Source organism: Reichenbachiella agarivorans (assembly GCF_025502585.1).
In the GTDB taxonomy this organism is placed as follows: domain Bacteria; phylum Bacteroidota; class Bacteroidia; order Cytophagales; family Cyclobacteriaceae; genus Reichenbachiella; species Reichenbachiella agarivorans.
In genome coordinates this window covers 2,099,986-2,118,144 of sequence record NZ_CP106679.1, presented here as the reverse complement: position 1 = coordinate 2,118,144, position 18,159 = coordinate 2,099,986, and the positions used below count along the sequence as shown (strand labels likewise).

The window sequence follows — 18,159 nt, the reverse complement described above, 5'->3', positions numbered from 1 at the left end:
GATCTATGTTTTAACCTATCTATTTTATCTTTTATCCTAGATAAGTTATTTTTTATCCGAGTTGAATTCTCATTTTACCTATTTATATTGACTTTTACCCTAATTGCTTGAGCTTCAAAGAAAATACAGAATCTCCTGCTTACTTTGTAATCAGGATTATTAAAAGACATGAAAGTATTACTGACTGAAGACAACAAAGCCTTACAAACCAACATCGTCACCTACCTTCAAAATGAAGGCATCATATGTGAATGTGCCAACAGCATCCAAGAGTGTCAGGACAAATTGGTGGCCTTTCAATACGACATCATCATCCTCGACAGAATGCTCCCTGATGGTGACGGGATAGACATCATCCCCTTCATCAAATCTCGCAACCTGAGTGTCAGTATCCTCATTGCCTCTGCCAAAGACCAAATCAATGACAAAGTAGATGGTCTCAATCTAGGTGCGGATGATTACATCACCAAGCCCTACTTCATGACGGAGCTCATCGCCAGACTCAAGGCACTCTACCGTCGCAACAAACTGGATGGCAATCAAAATCTGGTACTGGGCAATATCACCATCGATACAGACAAGCAAGAAGTAAGTGTCCATAATCAAATCCTCAACCTCACCAAGAAAGAATATGATCTGCTCGTCTATATCTATGCCAACAAAAACCGCATCATCACCAGACCAGCCATCGCTGAGCATCTCTGGGGTGACTATGCAGACAGTCTGGGATCACTGGATTTTGTCTATCAACATATCAAAAACCTGAGAAAAAAGATTATCTCTGCAGGTGGCAATGACTTTATCCAGACTGTCTACGGATCAGGATACAAATACGCACTCTCCGAATGAAACTAGTTCAAAAATTCGTCCTTTTTTATTTACTCCTGAGTCTCATCGTGATGTCACTAGGGGGCGTGTACTACTACGTGACCTTCACACAGTTGATTGACAAGGAAACAGACTATGAGCTCAACGGTCAAGTCAATCAGTTGGCAGGATTGATTAAAAAAGACTTGCCCTACGACTCATTGACGGACTACCGCATAGACATCAAACAGCTCCGTGACACAGTAGGGATCAAAGAAAGTCGCTCGTTTGCAGATACGATGGCTTATCACCATCCGTCCAAAGCAGTGATTCATCACCGCAAAATCAATAAAACACTCAAAATCGATGGTGTCTGGTATCGTTTCAAGATATTTGAATCTGTCGTCGAGCCACTAGATACTTTCTACGGGACGTTCAAAGCTACTGCAGCAGTCTTCTTACTGTTGACCATCTTGTCGGTATTGTACAGTTTATTTATCTCCAAGTGGCTCCTGCGTCCCTTTCATGAATCGCTAAACAAAATCAAGGATTTCAATGTTCAGAATGCAGTCCCGATAGTCACCAATGTCACCCACACCTATGAGTTCAGAAAACTAAATGACTTCATCGAAAACATGACCCACAGAGCGGTAAGAGACTACATCAATCTCAAGGAATTTTCAGAAAACATCGCACACGAGATACGTACACCGCTGGCAATTGCCTCTGGCAATCTGGATTTGTTGTTTCAAGACAAAGACTTGAATGAAAAACAGGTCGAAATTATCTCCAATGCGCAAGGCGCACTCAACAAAGTCTCTAGGATACAGCAGTCCTTGATCACACTCAGCAAAATAGAGAACGAGGAATTCAAACGTGACAAAACCATCAACCTGAGCGAAATGATCAATCTGCTCAAAACAGAAAAAGAAGACATTTTTGAACTCAAAAACCTAGAAGTCAGCACAAGCATTGCAGAAAATGTCAGCATCCAAAATGATCCCATCCTACTGGAAATCCTACTCAGCAATCTGCTGCAAAATGCGATCAAGCACAATGTGGAGAATGGTTTTATCCATATCAAACTGACCCAAGAAGGTTTCAAAATATCGAACTCAGGAGACGAACCAAGTTCGTCCACAGAGACCCTGTTGGGACGTTTCAAAAAATCCAGTTCAAATAGCGATTCGATTGGATTGGGATTGTCTATCGTTAATAAAATATGCGAATTGTCTCACTACGAATTGTCGTATATGTACCAAACAGACAATAAAACACATGAAGTTTCAATTCTGTTCCCAACTTCAAATTTTGCTCAAAATTAAACCCAACCTTTGCTATTCATAAAAATCAAGCAAAAAAAACAATGAGGATATATTTCATTCTATTCCTATCCATCATCCTGCATACATCCCTGTCTCACGCGTCAACGTCTGCTCAAGAATACAAAGTCAGTGGGCGAATCCTTGACCAATCCAGCGGAGAACCCTTGGCATTTGCCACAGTCTCCATCCACGACAAAAACACCGGTACACTGATCACTGGTACCATCACACAAGACCAAGGCACCTTTGAATTCAATGTTCAACCAGGGAGTTATTTCATTGAGGTCAAGTTTATATCGTACATCAGCCAAACCATCGACGTACAAGTCACCAACGCCAATGTAGATCTCAAATCGATCGCATTGTCATCGGACAGCAAACAACTCGAAGAAGTCGTGATCAAAGGACAAAAAGATCAATTCGAGTTTTCGCTCGACAAAAAAACCTTCAACGTATCTGAAAACATCAGCAACATAGGAAAAAATGCCTCCGACATCTTGGACAACATCCCCTCTGTACAAGTAGATATCGAAGGCAACGTCAGCCTCAGAGGCAATGACAATGTCACCATCCTCATCAATGGCAAACCATCTGGTATGGTAGGAATCAGTAGTCAAGCAGCACTGAAGCAACTGCAAGGCAGCATGATCGAACGCATCGAAGTGATCACCAACCCATCTGCCCGCTACGACGCAGCTGGAACTGGCGGCATCATCAACATCATCCTCAAAGAAGATGCTGAAAAAGGATTCAACGGAAGCTTTGGGATAGACGTGGGCTATCCCGCGCTCGCCAGTCCCAATGCCAGCATCAACTACCGCTCTGGTAAATTCAACTTCTTTGCTAGCGCAGGGTTGCGCTACAGTGAATACACTGGCTATGGCAAGTCGTATTCAACCTATTTCGAACCAGACTCGACATTTTCTACAGACTCTGATCGCAAACATGGCGGTAGTAGCATGTCCCAAAACTACCGATTAGGCACAGATTTTTTCATCAATGATTACAACAAACTAACCTTGACAGGTATATTCAATACTTCTGATGAAGAAAACGAAACTCGCCTCATCTATCAAGATATAGCCCAGGATGTCATGATCAATACCAGCAATAGGCTCGATAAAGAGGGAGAAGACGACAACCTGACCGAAATATCATTGAACTATGAAAAGAAATTTGCCCAAGAGGATAGGGTACTAACCTTCTACGGTCAATACAGGGACAACAATGAACTGGAAAAATCCGATATCCAGCAAGTATCACTCAACGACGCAGACTTGTACCAACGAGTAAGAAACGACGAAGGAGAAAACAACATCTTGTTGCAGACAGACTATATTCATCCGATCAATGAGCAGAGCAAGTTTGAGGTAGGATTGAGAACTACAATCCGAAAAACCAAAAACAACTATCTAATCGAACAACAAGATGGTGCCGTATGGACTACCCTTCCTCGGTTTTCCAATGATTTTTCGTACCATGAAAACATCTATGCTGGCTATGCCATCTATGGCAACAAAATCGGTCAGGTATCCTTTCAACTAGGTGCCAGAGTAGAAACAACCGATATTCAAACTGTACTGACATCAGAAAACCTCGATGACACCAGTGATAAAAATTACACCAATTTCTTCCCATCGGCACACTTTACTTATGAATTTAGTCCCGAGCAAAACATTCAGTTAAGTTACTCTCGTAGATTGCGCAGGCCGGGATTCAGAGACCTCAATCCGATCTCAAGCTATAGTGACAACCGAAATTTCCGAATAGGCAACCCTGACCTAGATCCTGAATTGACAGACTCTTACGAAATAGGATTCTTACAAAACTGGGAAAAATCATCATTCTATGGAGGAGTATATTACAATCACACCAATGACGAGATTGAGCGTTTAAGTTTTACCAGTACTGAACCTGATGAAGAAGGAGTTATCTATTCCAAACTATACAATTTGGCAACAGAGGATGCATACGGACTGGAATTCAACGTTTCCAAGGATTTCACGGATTGGATGAGTATGAATGGTAGTTTCAATTTCTACCGTAGGATTACATCTGGCGAAGCAGAAGGGCAGACATTTGATGCAGACGCCCGCTCATATAGCGCTCGGGTCAATTCAAAATTTAACCTCCCTGGAGACATTGATTTTCAGGCAAACCTCAATTACAGAGGTCCGCAAAACAACACCCAAGGCAAGCGTCTTGCCTTCTACACCGTCGATTTAGGATTCACCAGAGATATTTTGAACAACAATGGTACGCTCACCGCCAGTGTGCAAGACCTATTCAACACGCGTAAATACAGGTCGGAACAATATGATGATGGCTTTAAATCCATCTCAGAGTTTCAAAGAAGATCGAGACAATTCACCCTGAGTTTCGTCTACCGACTCAATCAAAAAAAGGAGCGTGAACCAAGAGACAAAGGCAACAAAGGCCCCACACAAGGAAACAATACGGATGGGGATTTGAATTAAAGGATCTAGACGTTAGATACTAGACAAAAGTCTAATATCTAACGTCTAACTTCTATCCTAGAAGCTCTGATGCTCTCTATCACCACAGAAGCCAATATTATCGCCCCGCCTAGCAAGACTTTGCCTTCGGGCACCTCGACCAACACCAAGTAACCAATAATAATCCCACAAAGAGGCGTCATACTGCTCATGATGCTAATAGCTGTGATGGAAAAATACCTGAAACTCATCACGAAAAGCGTGTGTCCCAATGCAGTCGTAGCTAACCCCAAAACCAACAAAGGCTGCCATTGAACTGTCAGACCCGTGATATTTGCTCCAAAATCACCTATGTACAACACAGGCCACATAAATAAGGCAATAATCAACAATTGATAGTACATGAGTGTGATACCAGAATGCTCGGTGATATTTTGTTTGAGCATGATGTTTCTCACCGAATAAAAAACAGCCGACACGACTCCACACACAATACCTAGCGTGATATCATTGTTCAAATCAAACTCAGGCACTAGAAAGAATACTCCAGAAAACGCCAAAACAGCTATCAAAATATCTGTCATCTTATGCTTGTGCCCCATCATCACTGGTTCCAGCAGCGCTGTAATCACGGGATATGTATGCAACGACAGCATACCAATCGCCACGGAGGTAAATTTGAGCCCATAAAAATACGCTATCCAGTGTCCCGCCATCAGTACTGTACTGATTACTATCATTCTAAAACTCTTGCCCCAGCCTATATATGTTGGCATACCAGCCAATTTGAGAAATATGAATAAAGCCACAGCACCCACAGCGCACCTCGCCCAGATGATGACCTCTGGAGAGAGATGAATATACCGCGCCAAAGTACCCGAAGAACTCATGACCAAAATGGCCATCCCGAGTTGTAAAAATTGAAATATCCGCTTGTCCAAACCCTAATTGTATTTTGAAAATCAATATTAGAAAATATCCATAGATAAACACTGCTTTGATTCAGTCTCTTTTGACTCACCCATCAAAAAGTATCCCTTCCCAACAGAAATACGCATCAATTCAATGAAAAAGATTTAGATTTATCCTCACAATCAAGTACACTATCACATGTCACAATCATCATTTTCATCCCTCCTCCTCCGTACTGCCTTTTCGTTCATGACTTGTGATGGTCACATCGACAAGAAAGAAATTGTCTCCATCATAAAAATGGGACAGCAAAACAATCTGTTTGGAGAGGTCGCAGTAGATGAGGAATTGGAAATCATGCTCAAGAAAATCAACCTGAGAGGTACCGAGTATCTCAAGGATTATTTCAGAAAAGTAGAAAAAGCGAATCTAAGTGATGAAGAACAATTGGAAATCATCAAGATAGCTGTGGATGTCATCTATTCTGACATGGAAGTTCGTGAAGATGAAATTAAATTTTTGAGGGTACTTAGGACGATGCTAGACATCTCTGACTCAGTGATTTTGACCAGATTCCCCCAATTGGCCAAAGATTTCATGTGGGACGATGAGTTTACTGATGAATACGTTAAAAAATTGCACAGCAACTATTTCAAAGATAAGCAAATGCCCCTTTTTGATGTTTCGGATGTCATTGATATCACAGCTGATGTACTCCGCGAACTCAAATAACTCTCCTGATCAAAACAGCCACTCCCAATTATATTTTTCACCAACCATGAAAACGAATTGTACCGATCTAACCAATACCTATTTTGAATACCTTACTAGTAGACGATCACCAGATGATGCTCGATGGCATACAGCAACTGCTCCAGCGAGAATTTATGGATATTCATATCGATCAAGCCACTACCATTGAGTCCGCCAAAATACATCTGGCACGAAAAGAGTATCAGATTGTCATCACTGACTACAATCTCCCCGATGGAGATGGACTACAATTGATCCAATCAATCAAAACCAGTCAATCATCAGCCAAAGTTTTGATGCTGAGCATGCATGATGAAGGTCACCTGGTCAAAGAAATTCTCAAATCAGGTGTCAATGGATACATTCTCAAAAAAGACTCTCAGAGTGAATTAATCGCTGGGATCAAAAGCACCTTGGCAGGGAAGTTATATCTGAGCAGAGACATCAATACCATCTTGGTCAATGAACTGAGTAACAACTCTCCAAAACTCCTCTCGACGAGAGAAAGAGAAATCCTCGAACTGATCGCCAAAGAGTACAGCAACAAAAAAATCGCCGATGAGCTCTTTATTAGCGAACGTACAGTTGAAACCCACCGAAAAAACATCTTCCGCAAAACAAAAACCAACTCACTCGTAGGATTGATCAAATTTGCCTATGCCAATAAATTGATCTAACAATGTCGTTTTATGCCAGTCAATGACTGGTTAATTTGCCTCGTAGTTCATAGATTTGGGTATGTTTGAAAATTCCAATCCCACACCACTTGTAGCCATCTCAGACCCATTGCTCAGTAGTAAAGGTATTTCTTTACATATCAAAAGAGACGACTTGATAGATACTGAGATCACTGGCAACAAATGGAGAAAACTCAAATACAACCTAATCAAAGCCAGAGAGCAAGGTACTGAAATCATACTGACCTTTGGCGGTGCCTATTCCAACCACATAGCTGCTACTGCAGCAGCGGCCAAACGCTTTGGGTTTCAATCCATAGGAGTGATCCGTGGGGAAGAACTCAATGAAAACTCAAACCCAACCCTGCAAAAAGCCCATGCAGATGGCATGCAATTGCTATTCGTCAGCAGAGCAGATTATCTATTCAGGACGAGCCCTCACTGGCTCAACATGCACAGGCAGGAATATGCTGCCTACATCATTCCAGAGGGGGGCAGCAACCATCTGGCAACACAAGGAGTCCGTGAGATTCTACATGAAATTGACCTTGAATTTGACTACATCACTTGTCCTGTAGGTACAGGAGGTACTCTCGCTGGGTTGGCGTCTGGCCTCCATCCCCACCAAAAGGCACTAGGGTTTGCAGCATTGATGGGTGAAGACTATTTGGAGAAGGAAGTGGCACAACTACTCGCACCAGAGTTCCAGTCGAGACAAGAAATCATTCATGACTACCAATTTGGAGGCTATGCAAAGCATAACCCAGAGTTGATCAGTTTCATCCAAGGGTTTTATGACCAACACGGCATTCCTCTCGACCCTATCTATACTGGCAAAATGGTATTTGGTCTGTATGACATGATCAAGAAAGGAAAGATCGAGGAAGGCAAAACCGTGATCGCTCTTCATACAGGAGGATTGCAAGGCATTGCAGGATTCAACGAGACTTTTGGACTGAATCTGGTAGGCTCATAAAAACACAAAGCCCACCTACCGATTATAACTTTTCAAACGTTCTGCGAAGAGCGTTTAGCGCTACTTAAAGCGTGGTCTTGTCCAACAAGAAAAAACTCAACCACACAAATAACTGGGCCACCATAAACACGTCATGGAAGAGCTTGTTTTTGAAATCCCCGAAAATAAACAAGAGATAAACACCAGCATAAATCATCAATGGTACCTGATCCAACAGTGTAAAGCCTGAAAAGAAAACATTTTGCAGTATGCTAATCCCTATGGTCATGGCAAACAGCGAATAGATCCATTTCCAGTTTTCATAAAAATACCTGTCCATATCTGTTTCTTGACTCCTAGATCCTGTGGGGAATAAAATTCTAGCCTCTATAAATAATAAAATCGGAAAACTGAGAATAGCCAAAACAATAGGAATCGTCCATACCTCAATCTGTTTTGAATATTGATAGCTGTACCACCAGTCCTGAATGGCTACAAAAAATATGATCACAATCAAGATCGTGTGTGCAAAGCTAAACTTGGTCTTGCTGTAATGTGCTACCATATCAGCTACACCATTGAGGATTTGAGCCATTGCCAATCCCAAAATCAATGAGGTCATGATGACTACATATTCGAAAGGTTCCATAGATTATCGTTTAGTCTGGTCTGTAAACAAAGAAAGCTCTGAGATAATTCCCAGAGCTTTCCATTCTATTTTTCGCTTAATTAGTTAGAGCCCGACTTGAACTCATCAAAATCAGATGGTTTTTCTACCCTAGGAAAGACATTGTCCTCTGTGTTGGTATCGGCCGTTTCTTCATTGGGGTCAATTACTATGTTGACTACCTTTTTGTCCTTGACGAATACCTTCTTCACTTCGTTTTCGTTCATTCTCCAGATTTCTGCGGGGATGTACTCAGTCTCGCTGCTACCGTCCTCATATGTCCACTCTACGATCAGTGGCGTCACTAATCCGCCCTTGTTGGAGAAGGTCAACTCATAGAAATTTTTGTTCTCATTGGCCAATTTGACAGCAGCATCATCTACCCTGTTCATAAACTCGAAGTAGTTTTTGTCCTCAGTATTTTTGAATTCAAACACTTCTGCTTCTTCGGCAAAGTCCAATACTTTGCCGTCTGTAGCTGTTCCTTCTGATACTTTTTTATCCTTCTTGCCCTTTTTAGGCTTGTCTTCTACAGTCTCTTCTTCTGGTACGCCCATTTTGTACCATGTCACTTTGTCCAACGACACATCTACGTGATCTGTACTATAGAACCAACCTTTCCAGAACCAATCCAAATCTACTGCTGATGCATCCTCCATCGTACGGAAGAAATCTGCAGGACTTGGATGCTTGAATGCCCACCTTTCGGAGTATGTCTTGAATGCATAATCAAACAACTCTGGCCCCATGATGGTTTCTCTCAGCACACTAAGTGCCGCTGCAGGCTTCCCGTAGGCATTGTTGCCAAACTGAATGATTTGTTCTGAGTTGGTCATGATTGGTCTGATGAACATCTTGTCACCTTTCATGTAATCCACGATCAATTTCGCCTCACCTCTTCGCAAAGGCTTCTCAGGATAAAATGCCTTTTCGGTCAATGACTGTACGAAAGTGTTCAAGCCTTCGTCCATCCAAGTCCACTGTCTCTCGTCAGAGTTGATGATCATAGGGAAGAAGTTGTGTCCTACCTCGTGGATGATTACACCGATCATTCCCCACTTCAATCGATCAGAAAACTCACCATTCTCGTCAGGACGTCCGTAGTTGAAACAGATCATTGGGTATTCCATTCCGATTGCTGCTGTATGAACAGAAATAGCTACTGGATATGGGTACTCTACGGTATGTTTAGAATAGGTGATCAAAGTGTTCACCACGGCTTTGGTAGATTCATCTCCCCAAAGTGGATTGCCTTCTTTTGGATAGTAAGACATCGCAAGTGGAGTTTTATCTCCCAATTTGACAGCTTGTGCATCCCAGATGAATTTTCTAGATGTAGCAAAAGCAAAATCTCTTACATTGTCCGCTTTGTAGCTCCAGGTTTTCTTACTAGTTGCTCTAGATTTTTCGTTTTCTGTTGCCTCTTCCTGAGTCACGATCACGACTGGTGCATCAAAAGTCTTCTTTGCTTTTTCAAATCTCTTCAATTGAGTTGGAGTCAAAGCTTCCTTTGGATTCTGAAGTGTACCTGTCGCTGCTACCATAAAGTCAGATGGTACCGTCAGGTTGACTTGGTAATCACCAAATTCCAACGCAAACTCTCCTTGTCCCAGGAACTGCTTGTTTTGCCAGCCTTCGACATCATCATACACTGCCAATCTTGGAAACCACTGAGCAATGGTGTATAGGTAATTGTCGTCCTTAGGAAAATACTCGTACCCTGACCTTCCTCCCATGTTGAGTCGGTCCTGTACGATGTAAGACCAAGCAATTTTGAACGTCACGCTTTCACCCGTTTTCAAAGGTTTTGGTAAATCCACTCGCATCATCGTCTTGTTGATGGTGTACTTCAGACCCGCATCTTGTGCATCCTTCACGTACTTGATTTTGAATCCCCCATCATAACCGAAATCATTGGTCAAACTCTGTAGTGACTTTCCATTCATCTCGGATTTCATGGCTGTGCCTTCGGTCAATGGAGTATCAGAGTCCTTCGCTCTCATGTTTTGATCCAATTGTACCCATAGGTAAGCCAACTGATCTGGTGAATTGTTGGTATAGGTGATAACCTCACTACCGTTGATTTCATGATTGGCATCTGTCAATTCTACGTCGATGACATAGTCAACCTTCTGCTGCCAATAGTCTACCCCTGGTGCTCCAGATGCGGTGCGGTATTGGTTTGGTGTGGGCAATGTAGTACCCAATTGTTCAAATTTTTGTTCCCATACACCCTGAGCCTGACTGACAAGAGGCAACAGAGCAAGGATAAAAAGTACAATCCTCTTCATAGTGTATAATTTATTTAAGTAGAATCCATGGTGTCCTCACACCCTAGCATTGTTGTTTAATATTACCAAAATTTAGTTTCTATCATCAAAGTAATGGCGATCCCAGCTACCGCTGATGAAATCGCCAATATCCAATCTTTTCGTGTCACATTTAAAATCATCGTCAGCAACCATGCAATCCCTAGAAATACTAGCACGATCAAAATCTGACCTACTTCTAAGCCTACATTGAATGCAAACAGCTGACCGATGATGTCTGTATCTCGTCCCAGCAGTGCTTTGAGGTAATTCGAAAATCCTAAACCATGAATTAAGCCAAAAAACAGCGCAAAGAAGTAATTGGTTCGCGAGCTCGTATTCCTAAAATCCTTGTTTCTTTTGATCATGTTGCCCAAAGCTGTAACTAGTATCGTCACGGGAATCAAGAATTCTACAAGAGAAGAATCCACACTGATCCAATCCAATATCACCAAAGCCAGAGTCAAAGAATGACCAATGGTAAAGGCAGTCACCAATATGAGTACTTTTTTCCACTCGGATAGTTGGTAGATCGTACACAGCGCTATCACAAACAAGATATGATCATAGGCAGTCACATCCATGATGTGTTCTCTACCCAACCCAAAATACAATTCAAAATCCGTCATCCTACTATGCTTTCACCGTTTGTATAAATTGCCAGACGCCTTTCTGAACTTTATTTACATTTGCCTGATCGTATGTTGTAAACATAATTTTAAAATTTATATCCATGACTATCTATTCATTTGTGTTGCTAATAAATTATATGAGCGGTATCATGCTCCATGATTTTCATGTCTCGGTGATCAATTTGGAGCATGACAGCCAATCTCAATCGATAGAAATCAGCCAGCGCATCTTCATCGATGACTTGGAGCAAGCACTCATGCAGCAAGATGAGAGCAAGTCTTACAACATCATGACCACCAAAGATTTTACGGAATTGAATCCTTTGATCCAAAGCTATGTAATGAAGCGATTCAAAATCACAGTCAATGACAAAGCCATGTCACTCAACTACCTCGGTTCCAAAGTGGATGGTGACGTACTCATTTGTTTCATCGAAGTTCCAAAAATCAAAAAACTTAAATCTATCACAGTAGAAAACACGGTTCTCTTTGACCTATTTCCTGACCAAGTCAACTTGGTACATGTCAAAACCGACGAAGGAAACAAAAGTCTAAAACTAAGTGCTAAGCAAGTCAAACAACAACTCAACTACGACTAAAATTTCATCCACTCTTCCCAATGCTTCTCCGTGTTTTTTAGCAACGTGAAACCATCAATTTTCATCGTGTCTGCAAATTCTCGCTGAGCAAAATCCCGCTGCGCCTCAGGGAAAACGGACTTTTTCAAATCCCTAAAAGCAATCGTCATGTGAGGATGAAAACCCATGTCTTTGTAGGTTGCGTTGAAAACATTGAGTTCTCGACGGATATGGTCGCAGAGGTGTTTTTGCAACTCCTTCAATGCTTCATTTTCCTCCACAGAGATGAATATTACCCTAGGCGGAAAAAATCCAAAACCTTTCAACCGGATATCAATCGGGTAATTATCGAAACGAAAAGATTGTAAAACCTCGATGAGTTGTTCCTCTCTGTCATCTCTCCACTGAAAAGGCATGTGCAAGGTAATGTGTGGAGGAGACTTCAAGGCGGCCTTTGAACCATAGCGCTGTGCAGTCTCCAGCTTGAGCTCATGCACTTGGTCTTTCAGTGGCTGGTCTGGGACAATCGCCAGAAAATACAGGTTCTTTTTAGCCATCCGTTAACGAAATTTTTAATCCCTCACTACAGTTTTGACAAATATCAATATTAGATCGAGACTGCAAAATGCTTTTTCTAAAATTCACATATTTATGTCCCGTCCATATTTTTTTCATGCTGTCCTGTGTCAAATCTCCCAATTGATGCTTGGCATCTTTGTCAAAACAACAGGGCACCACTCTGCCATCCCAAGTCACAACACATCCCTGCCACATCTTCCAGCATTCGTTGTGGAGAGGGTTTTTTAGTTCAAACTTTCCTAGCAAGTTTTTGCGATACCGAGCATATTTAGAATTCTCAGGAATAAGATCCGAACCGTTTTCATAGTCGTAAATTTGGGCGGTTTTGAACTGGATCTCATTGACTCCTATTTCTTTGGCGAGCCTTTTTGCATCGTCAATCTGATGTTCGTTGGGTTTCACGACGAGGAACTGAAAGATCAAATGTGGCGTCTTGCTTTTCAGCTCTCTCTTCCATTTGACCATGTTTCGAGTACCTTCTAATACCTTGGTCAACGTACCTCCTACACGATAATTCTCATAACTCTCCTGAGTCGTGCCATCTATCGAGATCACCAATCTATCCAGACCAGCGCGCACAGTCGCTTCGGCCTTCTTGTCATCTAGGTAGTGAGCATTGGTACTGGTCGCAGTGTAGATTTTCCTATCGCTGGCATAGCGCACCATATCCAAGAATCTAGTATGGAGGTATGGCTCTCCCTGAAAATAAAAAGTGAGATAAATCAAATGCGACTTCATCTGATCAATAGACTCCTCAAACAAGCGCTGATCCAACATCCCTGTAGGTCGGGTAAATGACCTCAAGCCACTCGGGCATTCGGGACACCTCAGGTTGCATGAAGTGGTAGGCTCGAATGCAACACTCAAAGGCAACCCAGGCTGAACCAGCACACCAGTCTTACGACTCTGGCGATAACTCTTCCAAACTTGATAGGCATTTCGTAGCTTTTTAGCATCCAGCTTGGAGAGTAAATTGATATGATCTTGAAGTTGTCTCACAGTTTTGAAGAATGCCTGCATTTTAGTCCATCTAAAATTTGATTCAAAAAAAGCATCAGGTTAATTTACCCTCAAAATTCTCCCCAAAAATATGAGACTTGTTAAAATCGCTTGGGTATTCGTTGTCCTTTGTTTTGCATTTGAATCTGTCAGGGCTCAAGGCATCATGCTCTCAGAAGAAGCTGAGGTCAGTGTGCTCACGATGGGGCCTGGACAAGAGCAGTTGTATTCAGCGTTTGGACATAGTGCTTTGCGGATTCATGACGACCAAAACAGCATAGATATTTTCTACAACTATGGCGTATTTGATTTCGATCAGCCCAACTTCTACCTCAATTTTGCCAAAGGAAAACTCCTCTACAAACTAGGGCTCAACAACTATTCACGTCAAATCAAGTACTACATGCGGATCAACCGTACAATTGTCGAGCAGACTCTTGACCTCACTCAATCCGAAAAACAGGAAGTTTTCGATGTCCTGATGGAAAATGCCAAACCAGAAAATGCCGAGTACTATTACAACTACTGCTATGACAATTGTGCTACAAAAATCCGTGATGTGATCAATACAGTACTAGCCGGCAAAGTGCAGTACAATTACCACTATGCCAGTGACTCCATGAGCTACAGAGACCTGATGGACAAATATCTGGGTCAACAACCATGGGGAGATGTTGGTATTGACTACTGTTTGGGATCAGAAATTGACCGATTGGCAGATGGCCCTGCCTACATGTACATGCCAGAATACCTCAAAATAGCCCTGGACGGTGCCCATATAACAAATGACTCTACCATAAAACCATTGGTCAAACAAAAGAGAACGCTCAACATCGCTGCAGACAAACCCAGTGCAGCAAGTCCCATCACTCCTTTTCATGTGTTCGTGGTACTTTTCTTTGTAGTAGGCATTTTCACCCATCGAGGACTGAAATACAGCCTAAATTTCCGGTTCATTGATGTGATTTTGTATGGTACAACAGGTCTGCTCGGTTTTTCATTATTGTTTCTCTGGTTTGGGACAGACCATCTGTCACAAAACAATTTGAACCTGATCTGGTCCACACCACTCAACCTCATCGCTTTGGCTTTGCTTTTCAAGAAGGAAAGACCTGCCTGGTTGAGATACTACTTCAATGCATATGGAATCGTATTGATCCTATTGATCATCACCGACGGAGCTTTGCCTCAGCAATTGAATGAAGCATTCATTCCCTTGGTATTAGCACTGATTGTAAGAAGCTTTTACTTGGGGTATTGGTTGAAAAGGGGGGTAGTTTATTAGGAACTACTCTTTAGTCATTCTTCAAATTCTAAACTAGACCTATCTTAATGTCTTTGGGTGGGTTTGACTATCAGGTATGAAAACTTAGTTCTCAATGCAACTACTCTAAAGCAATCAGGATACTTGAAATCGACATGACTGCTATTTTTTTCTTGGTCTCTCTCAAAACACATCTAACCTGAGTTCGATTTTGAGTATCCCTTCAAGGGTTTATTTGAAGAGTTTTGGCATATAATTCGTTTTCTCTATGATCTGGAAAGAGAACCCTTGAAGGGTTTTCTGCTCCTTTCATCAAATGCCTTTTCATTTTGCTCTATTTTAGTCTAAGAGCCTTCTTTAAGAATCAAACTCAGGCCTCTAAGTGTGTTCAGGGCATAGGATGAAATTTCTTAATCATAATAAACTCAATAACTCTCCTTCTTATTTGGGAAATCCTGGGCCTTTACATCTCTGATGTAGTTTTCTGTAGCTTCGAGCATGATCTTGCTAAGGTTGGCATATTGCCTGAGGAATCTTGGTTGAAATTCCTGAGTAATTCCCAACATGTCGTGAACCACAAGTACCTGACCATCTACATCTGAACCTGCCCCGATCCCGATGATAGGAATTGACACACTTTCTGCCACTCGTTTGGCCAAGGCACTAGGTATTTTTTCTACTACTATTGCAAAACAACCGCATTCTTCAAGAATCTTGGCATCCTCTATCAGCTTATTGGCTTCTTCTTCTTCTTTGGCTCTGACCGTATAAGTCCCAAATTTATAAATTGACTGAGGTGTCAGTCCCAAATGCCCCATGACAGGCACTCCTGCGCTCAATACTCGCAGTACACTTTCTTTGATTTCTGCGCCTCCTTCGAGCTTGACACTGTGTGCACCAGATTCTTTCATGATTCTGATTGCAGACTCCAAAGCCAAACGAGAGTTGCCCTGATAGCTACCAAATGGCAAATCCACCACCACAAACGATCTACTAATCGCTCTGACCACACCTTGGGCATGATAGATCATCTGATCCAAAGTAATCGGCAGGGTTGTTTCATTGCCAGCCATGACATTGGATGCAGAGTCCCCTACCAACAACACATCAATCCCTGCCTGATCCAGTATGCGTGCCATCGAGTAATCATAGGCAGTCAACATGGAGATTTTTTCCCCACGATTTTTCATTTCCTGCAGTTGGTGCGTAGTGACGCGCTTGATATCAGATTTGTGTACAGACATTGCGTTTGTTCAAAGTTACGAAAGTGTAAAGTTGAAAGTTTATTTGATACCGAACAAGTAAAAGCAAAAAACCCAACTTTAGACTTTCATTTGGTGATCACTTCCACTTGATGTTGCATCCCATGCTTGGATGCTGCTCTCTATCGATAGGCAAGCCAGCAATGAGGCTATTGAGTGCTGACCTTAAATCTTCACCTGTTACTACTTGTCCATTGCCAGGTGTAGAAGAATCCATCCTGCCGCGATAGACACATTTGTCTTGACTATTGAAAAGGTAAAAATCAGGCGTACAAGCAGCTTGATAGGCTTTGGCTACTGCTTGTGATTCGTCGTATAGGTAAGGGAAATCAAAATCATACTTTTGAGCATGCTCAGTCATCAATTCTGGAGCATCCTCTGGATAGTTGTTCACATCGTTGGAACTAATGGCAACAAATGCAACACCCTTTTCATGGTACTCCTTGGCTATCTTCACCAGTTCCTCCTGTACATGAATCACATAAGGGCAATGGTTACAAATAAACATCACCAGTGTTCCCTTTTCTGATTTGAGGTCTTCCAGTGTAATATTCTTTCCTGAAACAGTATCGGGTAGATTGAACTTTGGAGCGACAGTGCCGAGCGGCATCATATTGGATTCAGTTCTTGCCATCTTTTCAAGTTAAATAAAAATAGACATTAGATACTAAACTTCTCTAATGTCTATTTTCTAGATTCTAAATATCTCTATTAACAATACTCGTCAAACACACTTACCAAGTGGTCAGCAATCATCTCTGCGCTTCGTCCTTCGATATGGTGTCTTTCTACAAAGTGAACCAACTCACCGTCTTTGAACAGGGCAATAGAAGGTGAAGATGGAGGATATGGCAAAGTAAACTCTCTTGCTTTTTGTACTGCCTCGGCATCAACACCTGCAAATACTGTAGTCAAGTGATCGGGTTTTTTGGCACCTTTAGCCACGGCCATTTTCACACCTGGTCTGGCTGCTCCTGCCGCACATCCACATACCGAGTTCACTACCAAAAGCGTAGTTCCTTCGTGATCGGTCAAATGTTTGGTCACAGCTTCAGCTGTTTTTAATTCTTCAAAGCCTGCTGAGGACAAATCAGCTCTCATGGGGGCTACTAGTTCTTCTGGGTACATATTTTAATTATTTTGTTTTCTTGTTTACTAGTTAGCTCGTGATCTGGTTACTGCTCAATAGGTAATCAACCAGAAAACATGTAAACTAGGTAACTAGTAAACTATATTTTTTACATAAATCCGAGTTCCAACTTGGCGGCCTCAGACATCATATCTGTCTCATAAGGTGGGTCAAATGTCACTTCCACATTTACTTCTCCAATCCCTTCAATTTCTTGAATTTTCTGCTTGATTTCATCAGGAATCGCCTCAGCAGATGGACATGCTGGAGAAGTCAAGGTCATCAGTACATACACGCTATTGACTGGATGGATGCTGACTTCATAAATCAACCCCAACTCGTACACATCAACAGGGATTTCGGGATCATACACTTGTTTGATCGCCGCAACTACTTCTTCTTTTATATCTCTTTGTTCCATGTCAAGCCTCTATTTTGGATTTTAATGCCAATGCATATAGCTGCATCTGCTTTATCATGGCGCCAAAACCATTGGATCTTTGTGTCCCTATGAATCTGTTCATGCCAATTCTCTCTTTGAAAAACAGATCAGCATTCAAAATATCATCTGGTGTCTGTCCAGATAATATGGTAGTCAACAAGCTCACCAAGCCCTTGGTAATGGCAGTATTGCTATCAGCCACGTACTCGACTTTGCCATCCTCTAGCTTGGCAAAAAGCCAAACCTTGGATTGACAACCTTTCACGATATTGTCATCATTGCGATACTCTTCGGGGAAGTCTGGTAGCTTGGCTCCCAGCTCCATGATATAACCAATGGTCATTTCCATATCCCCATCCAGCATCCCAAAATCCTCTATGATTGATTCTTGTATCGCGTTGATAGTTGCCATA

Annotated in this window: 19 protein-coding genes; 8 read left to right on the top strand and 11 right to left on the bottom strand. The window is 42.0% G+C overall.

Annotated elements, in window-relative coordinates:
* Nucleotides 1-168: 168 nt before the first annotated feature.
* From N6H18_RS08795 to N6H18_RS08785, 3 genes are read left to right on the top strand one after another with little or no spacing between them, the layout of a single operon-like run.
* A complete protein-coding gene (locus N6H18_RS08795; protein ID WP_262311465.1) occupies nucleotides 169-849 on the top strand; it encodes a response regulator transcription factor in 681 nt (226 codons plus the stop codon).
* Nucleotides 846-2,132: a sensor histidine kinase gene (locus tag N6H18_RS08790; protein ID WP_262311464.1), complete on the top strand. Its 1,287-nt coding sequence runs from the start codon at nucleotides 846-848 to the stop codon at nucleotides 2,130-2,132. The genes N6H18_RS08795 and N6H18_RS08790 overlap by 4 nt, the downstream gene beginning before the upstream one ends.
* Nucleotides 2,133-2,173: 41 nt before the next feature.
* Entirely contained in the window at nucleotides 2,174-4,609 is a 2,436-nt protein-coding gene (locus tag N6H18_RS08785) for a TonB-dependent receptor domain-containing protein (protein WP_262311463.1), read from the top strand.
* A 38-nt stretch (nucleotides 4,610-4,647) separates the two neighbouring features.
* Here the strand turns inward: N6H18_RS08785 and N6H18_RS08780 are convergent, their stop codons facing one another.
* Nucleotides 4,648-5,529 (bottom strand): DMT family transporter, encoded by an 882-nt coding sequence (locus N6H18_RS08780; protein ID WP_262311462.1) that lies wholly within the window; start codon nucleotides 5,527-5,529, stop codon nucleotides 4,648-4,650.
* 169 nt (nucleotides 5,530-5,698) lie between these two features.
* Between N6H18_RS08780 and N6H18_RS08775 the strand changes: the two genes are divergently transcribed.
* From N6H18_RS08775 to N6H18_RS08765, 3 genes are all read left to right on the top strand, one after another.
* Complete coding sequence (locus N6H18_RS08775; protein WP_262311461.1) at nucleotides 5,699-6,232, top strand: tellurite resistance TerB family protein; 534 nt, start codon at nucleotides 5,699-5,701, stop codon at nucleotides 6,230-6,232.
* A gap of 83 nt (nucleotides 6,233-6,315) precedes the next feature.
* Entirely contained in the window at nucleotides 6,316-6,930 is a 615-nt protein-coding gene (locus tag N6H18_RS08770) for a response regulator (RefSeq protein WP_262311460.1), read from the top strand.
* Between the two features lie 61 nt (nucleotides 6,931-6,991).
* The gene (locus N6H18_RS08765; RefSeq protein ID WP_262311459.1) at nucleotides 6,992-7,906 is read left to right on the top strand and encodes a 1-aminocyclopropane-1-carboxylate deaminase/D-cysteine desulfhydrase; all 915 of its coding nucleotides are present in this window, start codon (nucleotides 6,992-6,994) and stop codon (nucleotides 7,904-7,906) included.
* A 64-nt stretch (nucleotides 7,907-7,970) separates the two neighbouring features.
* Here N6H18_RS08765 and N6H18_RS08760 read toward each other — a convergent pair whose 3' ends face one another.
* The 3 genes from N6H18_RS08760 to N6H18_RS08750 form a co-directional block, all read right to left on the bottom strand.
* Complete coding sequence (locus N6H18_RS08760) at nucleotides 7,971-8,534, bottom strand: hypothetical protein (protein ID WP_262311458.1); 564 nt, start codon at nucleotides 8,532-8,534, stop codon at nucleotides 7,971-7,973.
* Nucleotides 8,535-8,614: 80 nt separating this feature from the next.
* Complete coding sequence (locus N6H18_RS08755; protein WP_262311457.1) at nucleotides 8,615-10,843, bottom strand: M1 family metallopeptidase; 2,229 nt, start codon at nucleotides 10,841-10,843, stop codon at nucleotides 8,615-8,617.
* A gap of 62 nt (nucleotides 10,844-10,905) precedes the next feature.
* Nucleotides 10,906-11,490, bottom strand: coding sequence for a HupE/UreJ family protein (locus N6H18_RS08750; RefSeq protein WP_262311456.1), 585 nt, complete (start codon nucleotides 11,488-11,490; stop codon nucleotides 10,906-10,908).
* 104 nt (nucleotides 11,491-11,594) lie between these two features.
* Here N6H18_RS08750 and N6H18_RS08745 point away from each other — a divergent pair, with 104 nt between their 5' ends.
* Nucleotides 11,595-12,092, top strand: a complete 498-nt coding sequence (locus N6H18_RS08745; protein ID WP_262311455.1) for a DUF6702 family protein — start codon at nucleotides 11,595-11,597, stop codon at nucleotides 12,090-12,092.
* Here N6H18_RS08745 and N6H18_RS08740 read toward each other — a convergent pair.
* A complete protein-coding gene (locus N6H18_RS08740; RefSeq protein WP_262311454.1) occupies nucleotides 12,089-12,628 on the bottom strand; it encodes a 2'-5' RNA ligase family protein in 540 nt (179 codons plus the stop codon). The two genes, N6H18_RS08745 and N6H18_RS08740, sit on opposite strands and share 4 nt — an antisense overlap.
* Nucleotides 12,621-13,670 carry a radical SAM/SPASM domain-containing protein gene (locus N6H18_RS08735; RefSeq protein ID WP_262311453.1) on the bottom strand — a complete coding sequence of 350 codons (1,050 nt, stop codon included), beginning with the start codon at nucleotides 13,668-13,670 and terminating at the stop codon, nucleotides 12,621-12,623. The genes N6H18_RS08740 and N6H18_RS08735 overlap by 8 nt, the downstream gene beginning before the upstream one ends.
* A 70-nt stretch (nucleotides 13,671-13,740) precedes the next feature.
* Between N6H18_RS08735 and N6H18_RS08730 the strand changes: the two genes are divergently transcribed.
* On the top strand, nucleotides 13,741-14,934 hold the full coding sequence (locus N6H18_RS08730) for a DUF4105 domain-containing protein (protein WP_262311452.1): 1,194 nt from the start codon (nucleotides 13,741-13,743) through the stop codon (nucleotides 14,932-14,934).
* Nucleotides 14,935-15,338: 404 nt separating this feature from the next.
* On the opposite strand, the gene panB is transcribed toward N6H18_RS08730, so the two are convergent.
* From panB to N6H18_RS08705, 5 genes are all read right to left on the bottom strand, one after another.
* Nucleotides 15,339-16,157, bottom strand: coding sequence for a 3-methyl-2-oxobutanoate hydroxymethyltransferase (gene panB / locus N6H18_RS08725; RefSeq protein ID WP_262311451.1), 819 nt, complete (start codon nucleotides 16,155-16,157; stop codon nucleotides 15,339-15,341).
* Between the two features lie 97 nt (nucleotides 16,158-16,254).
* Entirely contained in the window at nucleotides 16,255-16,809 is a 555-nt protein-coding gene (locus tag N6H18_RS08720) for a thioredoxin family protein (RefSeq protein ID WP_262311450.1), read from the bottom strand.
* A 77-nt stretch (nucleotides 16,810-16,886) separates the two neighbouring features.
* Entirely contained in the window at nucleotides 16,887-17,303 is a 417-nt protein-coding gene (locus tag N6H18_RS08715) for a BrxA/BrxB family bacilliredoxin (protein WP_262311449.1), read from the bottom strand.
* A gap of 110 nt (nucleotides 17,304-17,413) precedes the next feature.
* A complete protein-coding gene (locus N6H18_RS08710) occupies nucleotides 17,414-17,725 on the bottom strand; it encodes an iron-sulfur cluster assembly protein (protein ID WP_262311448.1) in 312 nt (103 codons plus the stop codon).
* Between the two features lies 1 nt (nucleotide 17,726).
* On the bottom strand, nucleotides 17,727-18,158 hold the full coding sequence (locus N6H18_RS08705; RefSeq protein WP_262311447.1) for a SufE family protein: 432 nt from the start codon (nucleotides 18,156-18,158) through the stop codon (nucleotides 17,727-17,729).
* Between the last annotated feature and the right edge of the window lies 1 nt (nucleotide 18,159).

Excerpts from the sequence above, each read along its gene's own strand:
- N6H18_RS08795 (WP_262311465.1), top strand. The coding sequence starts at position 169 with ATGAAAGTATTACTGACTGAAGACAACAAAGCCTTACAAACCAACATC.
- N6H18_RS08790 (WP_262311464.1), top strand. The coding sequence starts at position 846 with ATGAAACTAGTTCAAAAATTCGTCCTTTTTTATTTACTCCTGAGTCTC.
- N6H18_RS08785 (WP_262311463.1), top strand. The coding sequence starts at position 2,174 with ATGAGGATATATTTCATTCTATTCCTATCCATCATCCTGCATACATCC.
- N6H18_RS08775 (WP_262311461.1), top strand. The coding sequence starts at position 5,699 with ATGTCACAATCATCATTTTCATCCCTCCTCCTCCGTACTGCCTTTTCG.
- N6H18_RS08765 (WP_262311459.1), top strand. The coding sequence starts at position 6,992 with ATGTTTGAAAATTCCAATCCCACACCACTTGTAGCCATCTCAGACCCA.
- N6H18_RS08760 (WP_262311458.1), bottom strand. The coding sequence starts at position 8,534 with ATGGAACCTTTCGAATATGTAGTCATCATGACCTCATTGATTTTGGGA.
- N6H18_RS08755 (WP_262311457.1), bottom strand. The coding sequence starts at position 10,843 with ATGAAGAGGATTGTACTTTTTATCCTTGCTCTGTTGCCTCTTGTCAGT.
- N6H18_RS08750 (WP_262311456.1), bottom strand. The coding sequence starts at position 11,490 with ATGACGGATTTTGAATTGTATTTTGGGTTGGGTAGAGAACACATCATG.
- N6H18_RS08745 (WP_262311455.1), top strand. The coding sequence starts at position 11,595 with ATGACTATCTATTCATTTGTGTTGCTAATAAATTATATGAGCGGTATC.
- N6H18_RS08740 (WP_262311454.1), bottom strand. The coding sequence starts at position 12,628 with ATGGCTAAAAAGAACCTGTATTTTCTGGCGATTGTCCCAGACCAGCCA.
- N6H18_RS08735 (WP_262311453.1), bottom strand. The coding sequence starts at position 13,670 with ATGCAGGCATTCTTCAAAACTGTGAGACAACTTCAAGATCATATCAAT.
- N6H18_RS08730 (WP_262311452.1), top strand. The coding sequence starts at position 13,741 with ATGAGACTTGTTAAAATCGCTTGGGTATTCGTTGTCCTTTGTTTTGCA.
- panB (WP_262311451.1), bottom strand. The coding sequence starts at position 16,157 with ATGTCTGTACACAAATCTGATATCAAGCGCGTCACTACGCACCAACTG.
- N6H18_RS08720 (WP_262311450.1), bottom strand. The coding sequence starts at position 16,809 with ATGGCAAGAACTGAATCCAATATGATGCCGCTCGGCACTGTCGCTCCA.
- N6H18_RS08715 (WP_262311449.1), bottom strand. The coding sequence starts at position 17,303 with ATGTACCCAGAAGAACTAGTAGCCCCCATGAGAGCTGATTTGTCCTCA.
- N6H18_RS08710 (WP_262311448.1), bottom strand. The coding sequence starts at position 17,725 with ATGGAACAAAGAGATATAAAAGAAGAAGTAGTTGCGGCGATCAAACAA.
- N6H18_RS08705 (WP_262311447.1), bottom strand. The coding sequence starts at position 18,158 with ATGGCAACTATCAACGCGATACAAGAATCAATCATAGAGGATTTTGGG.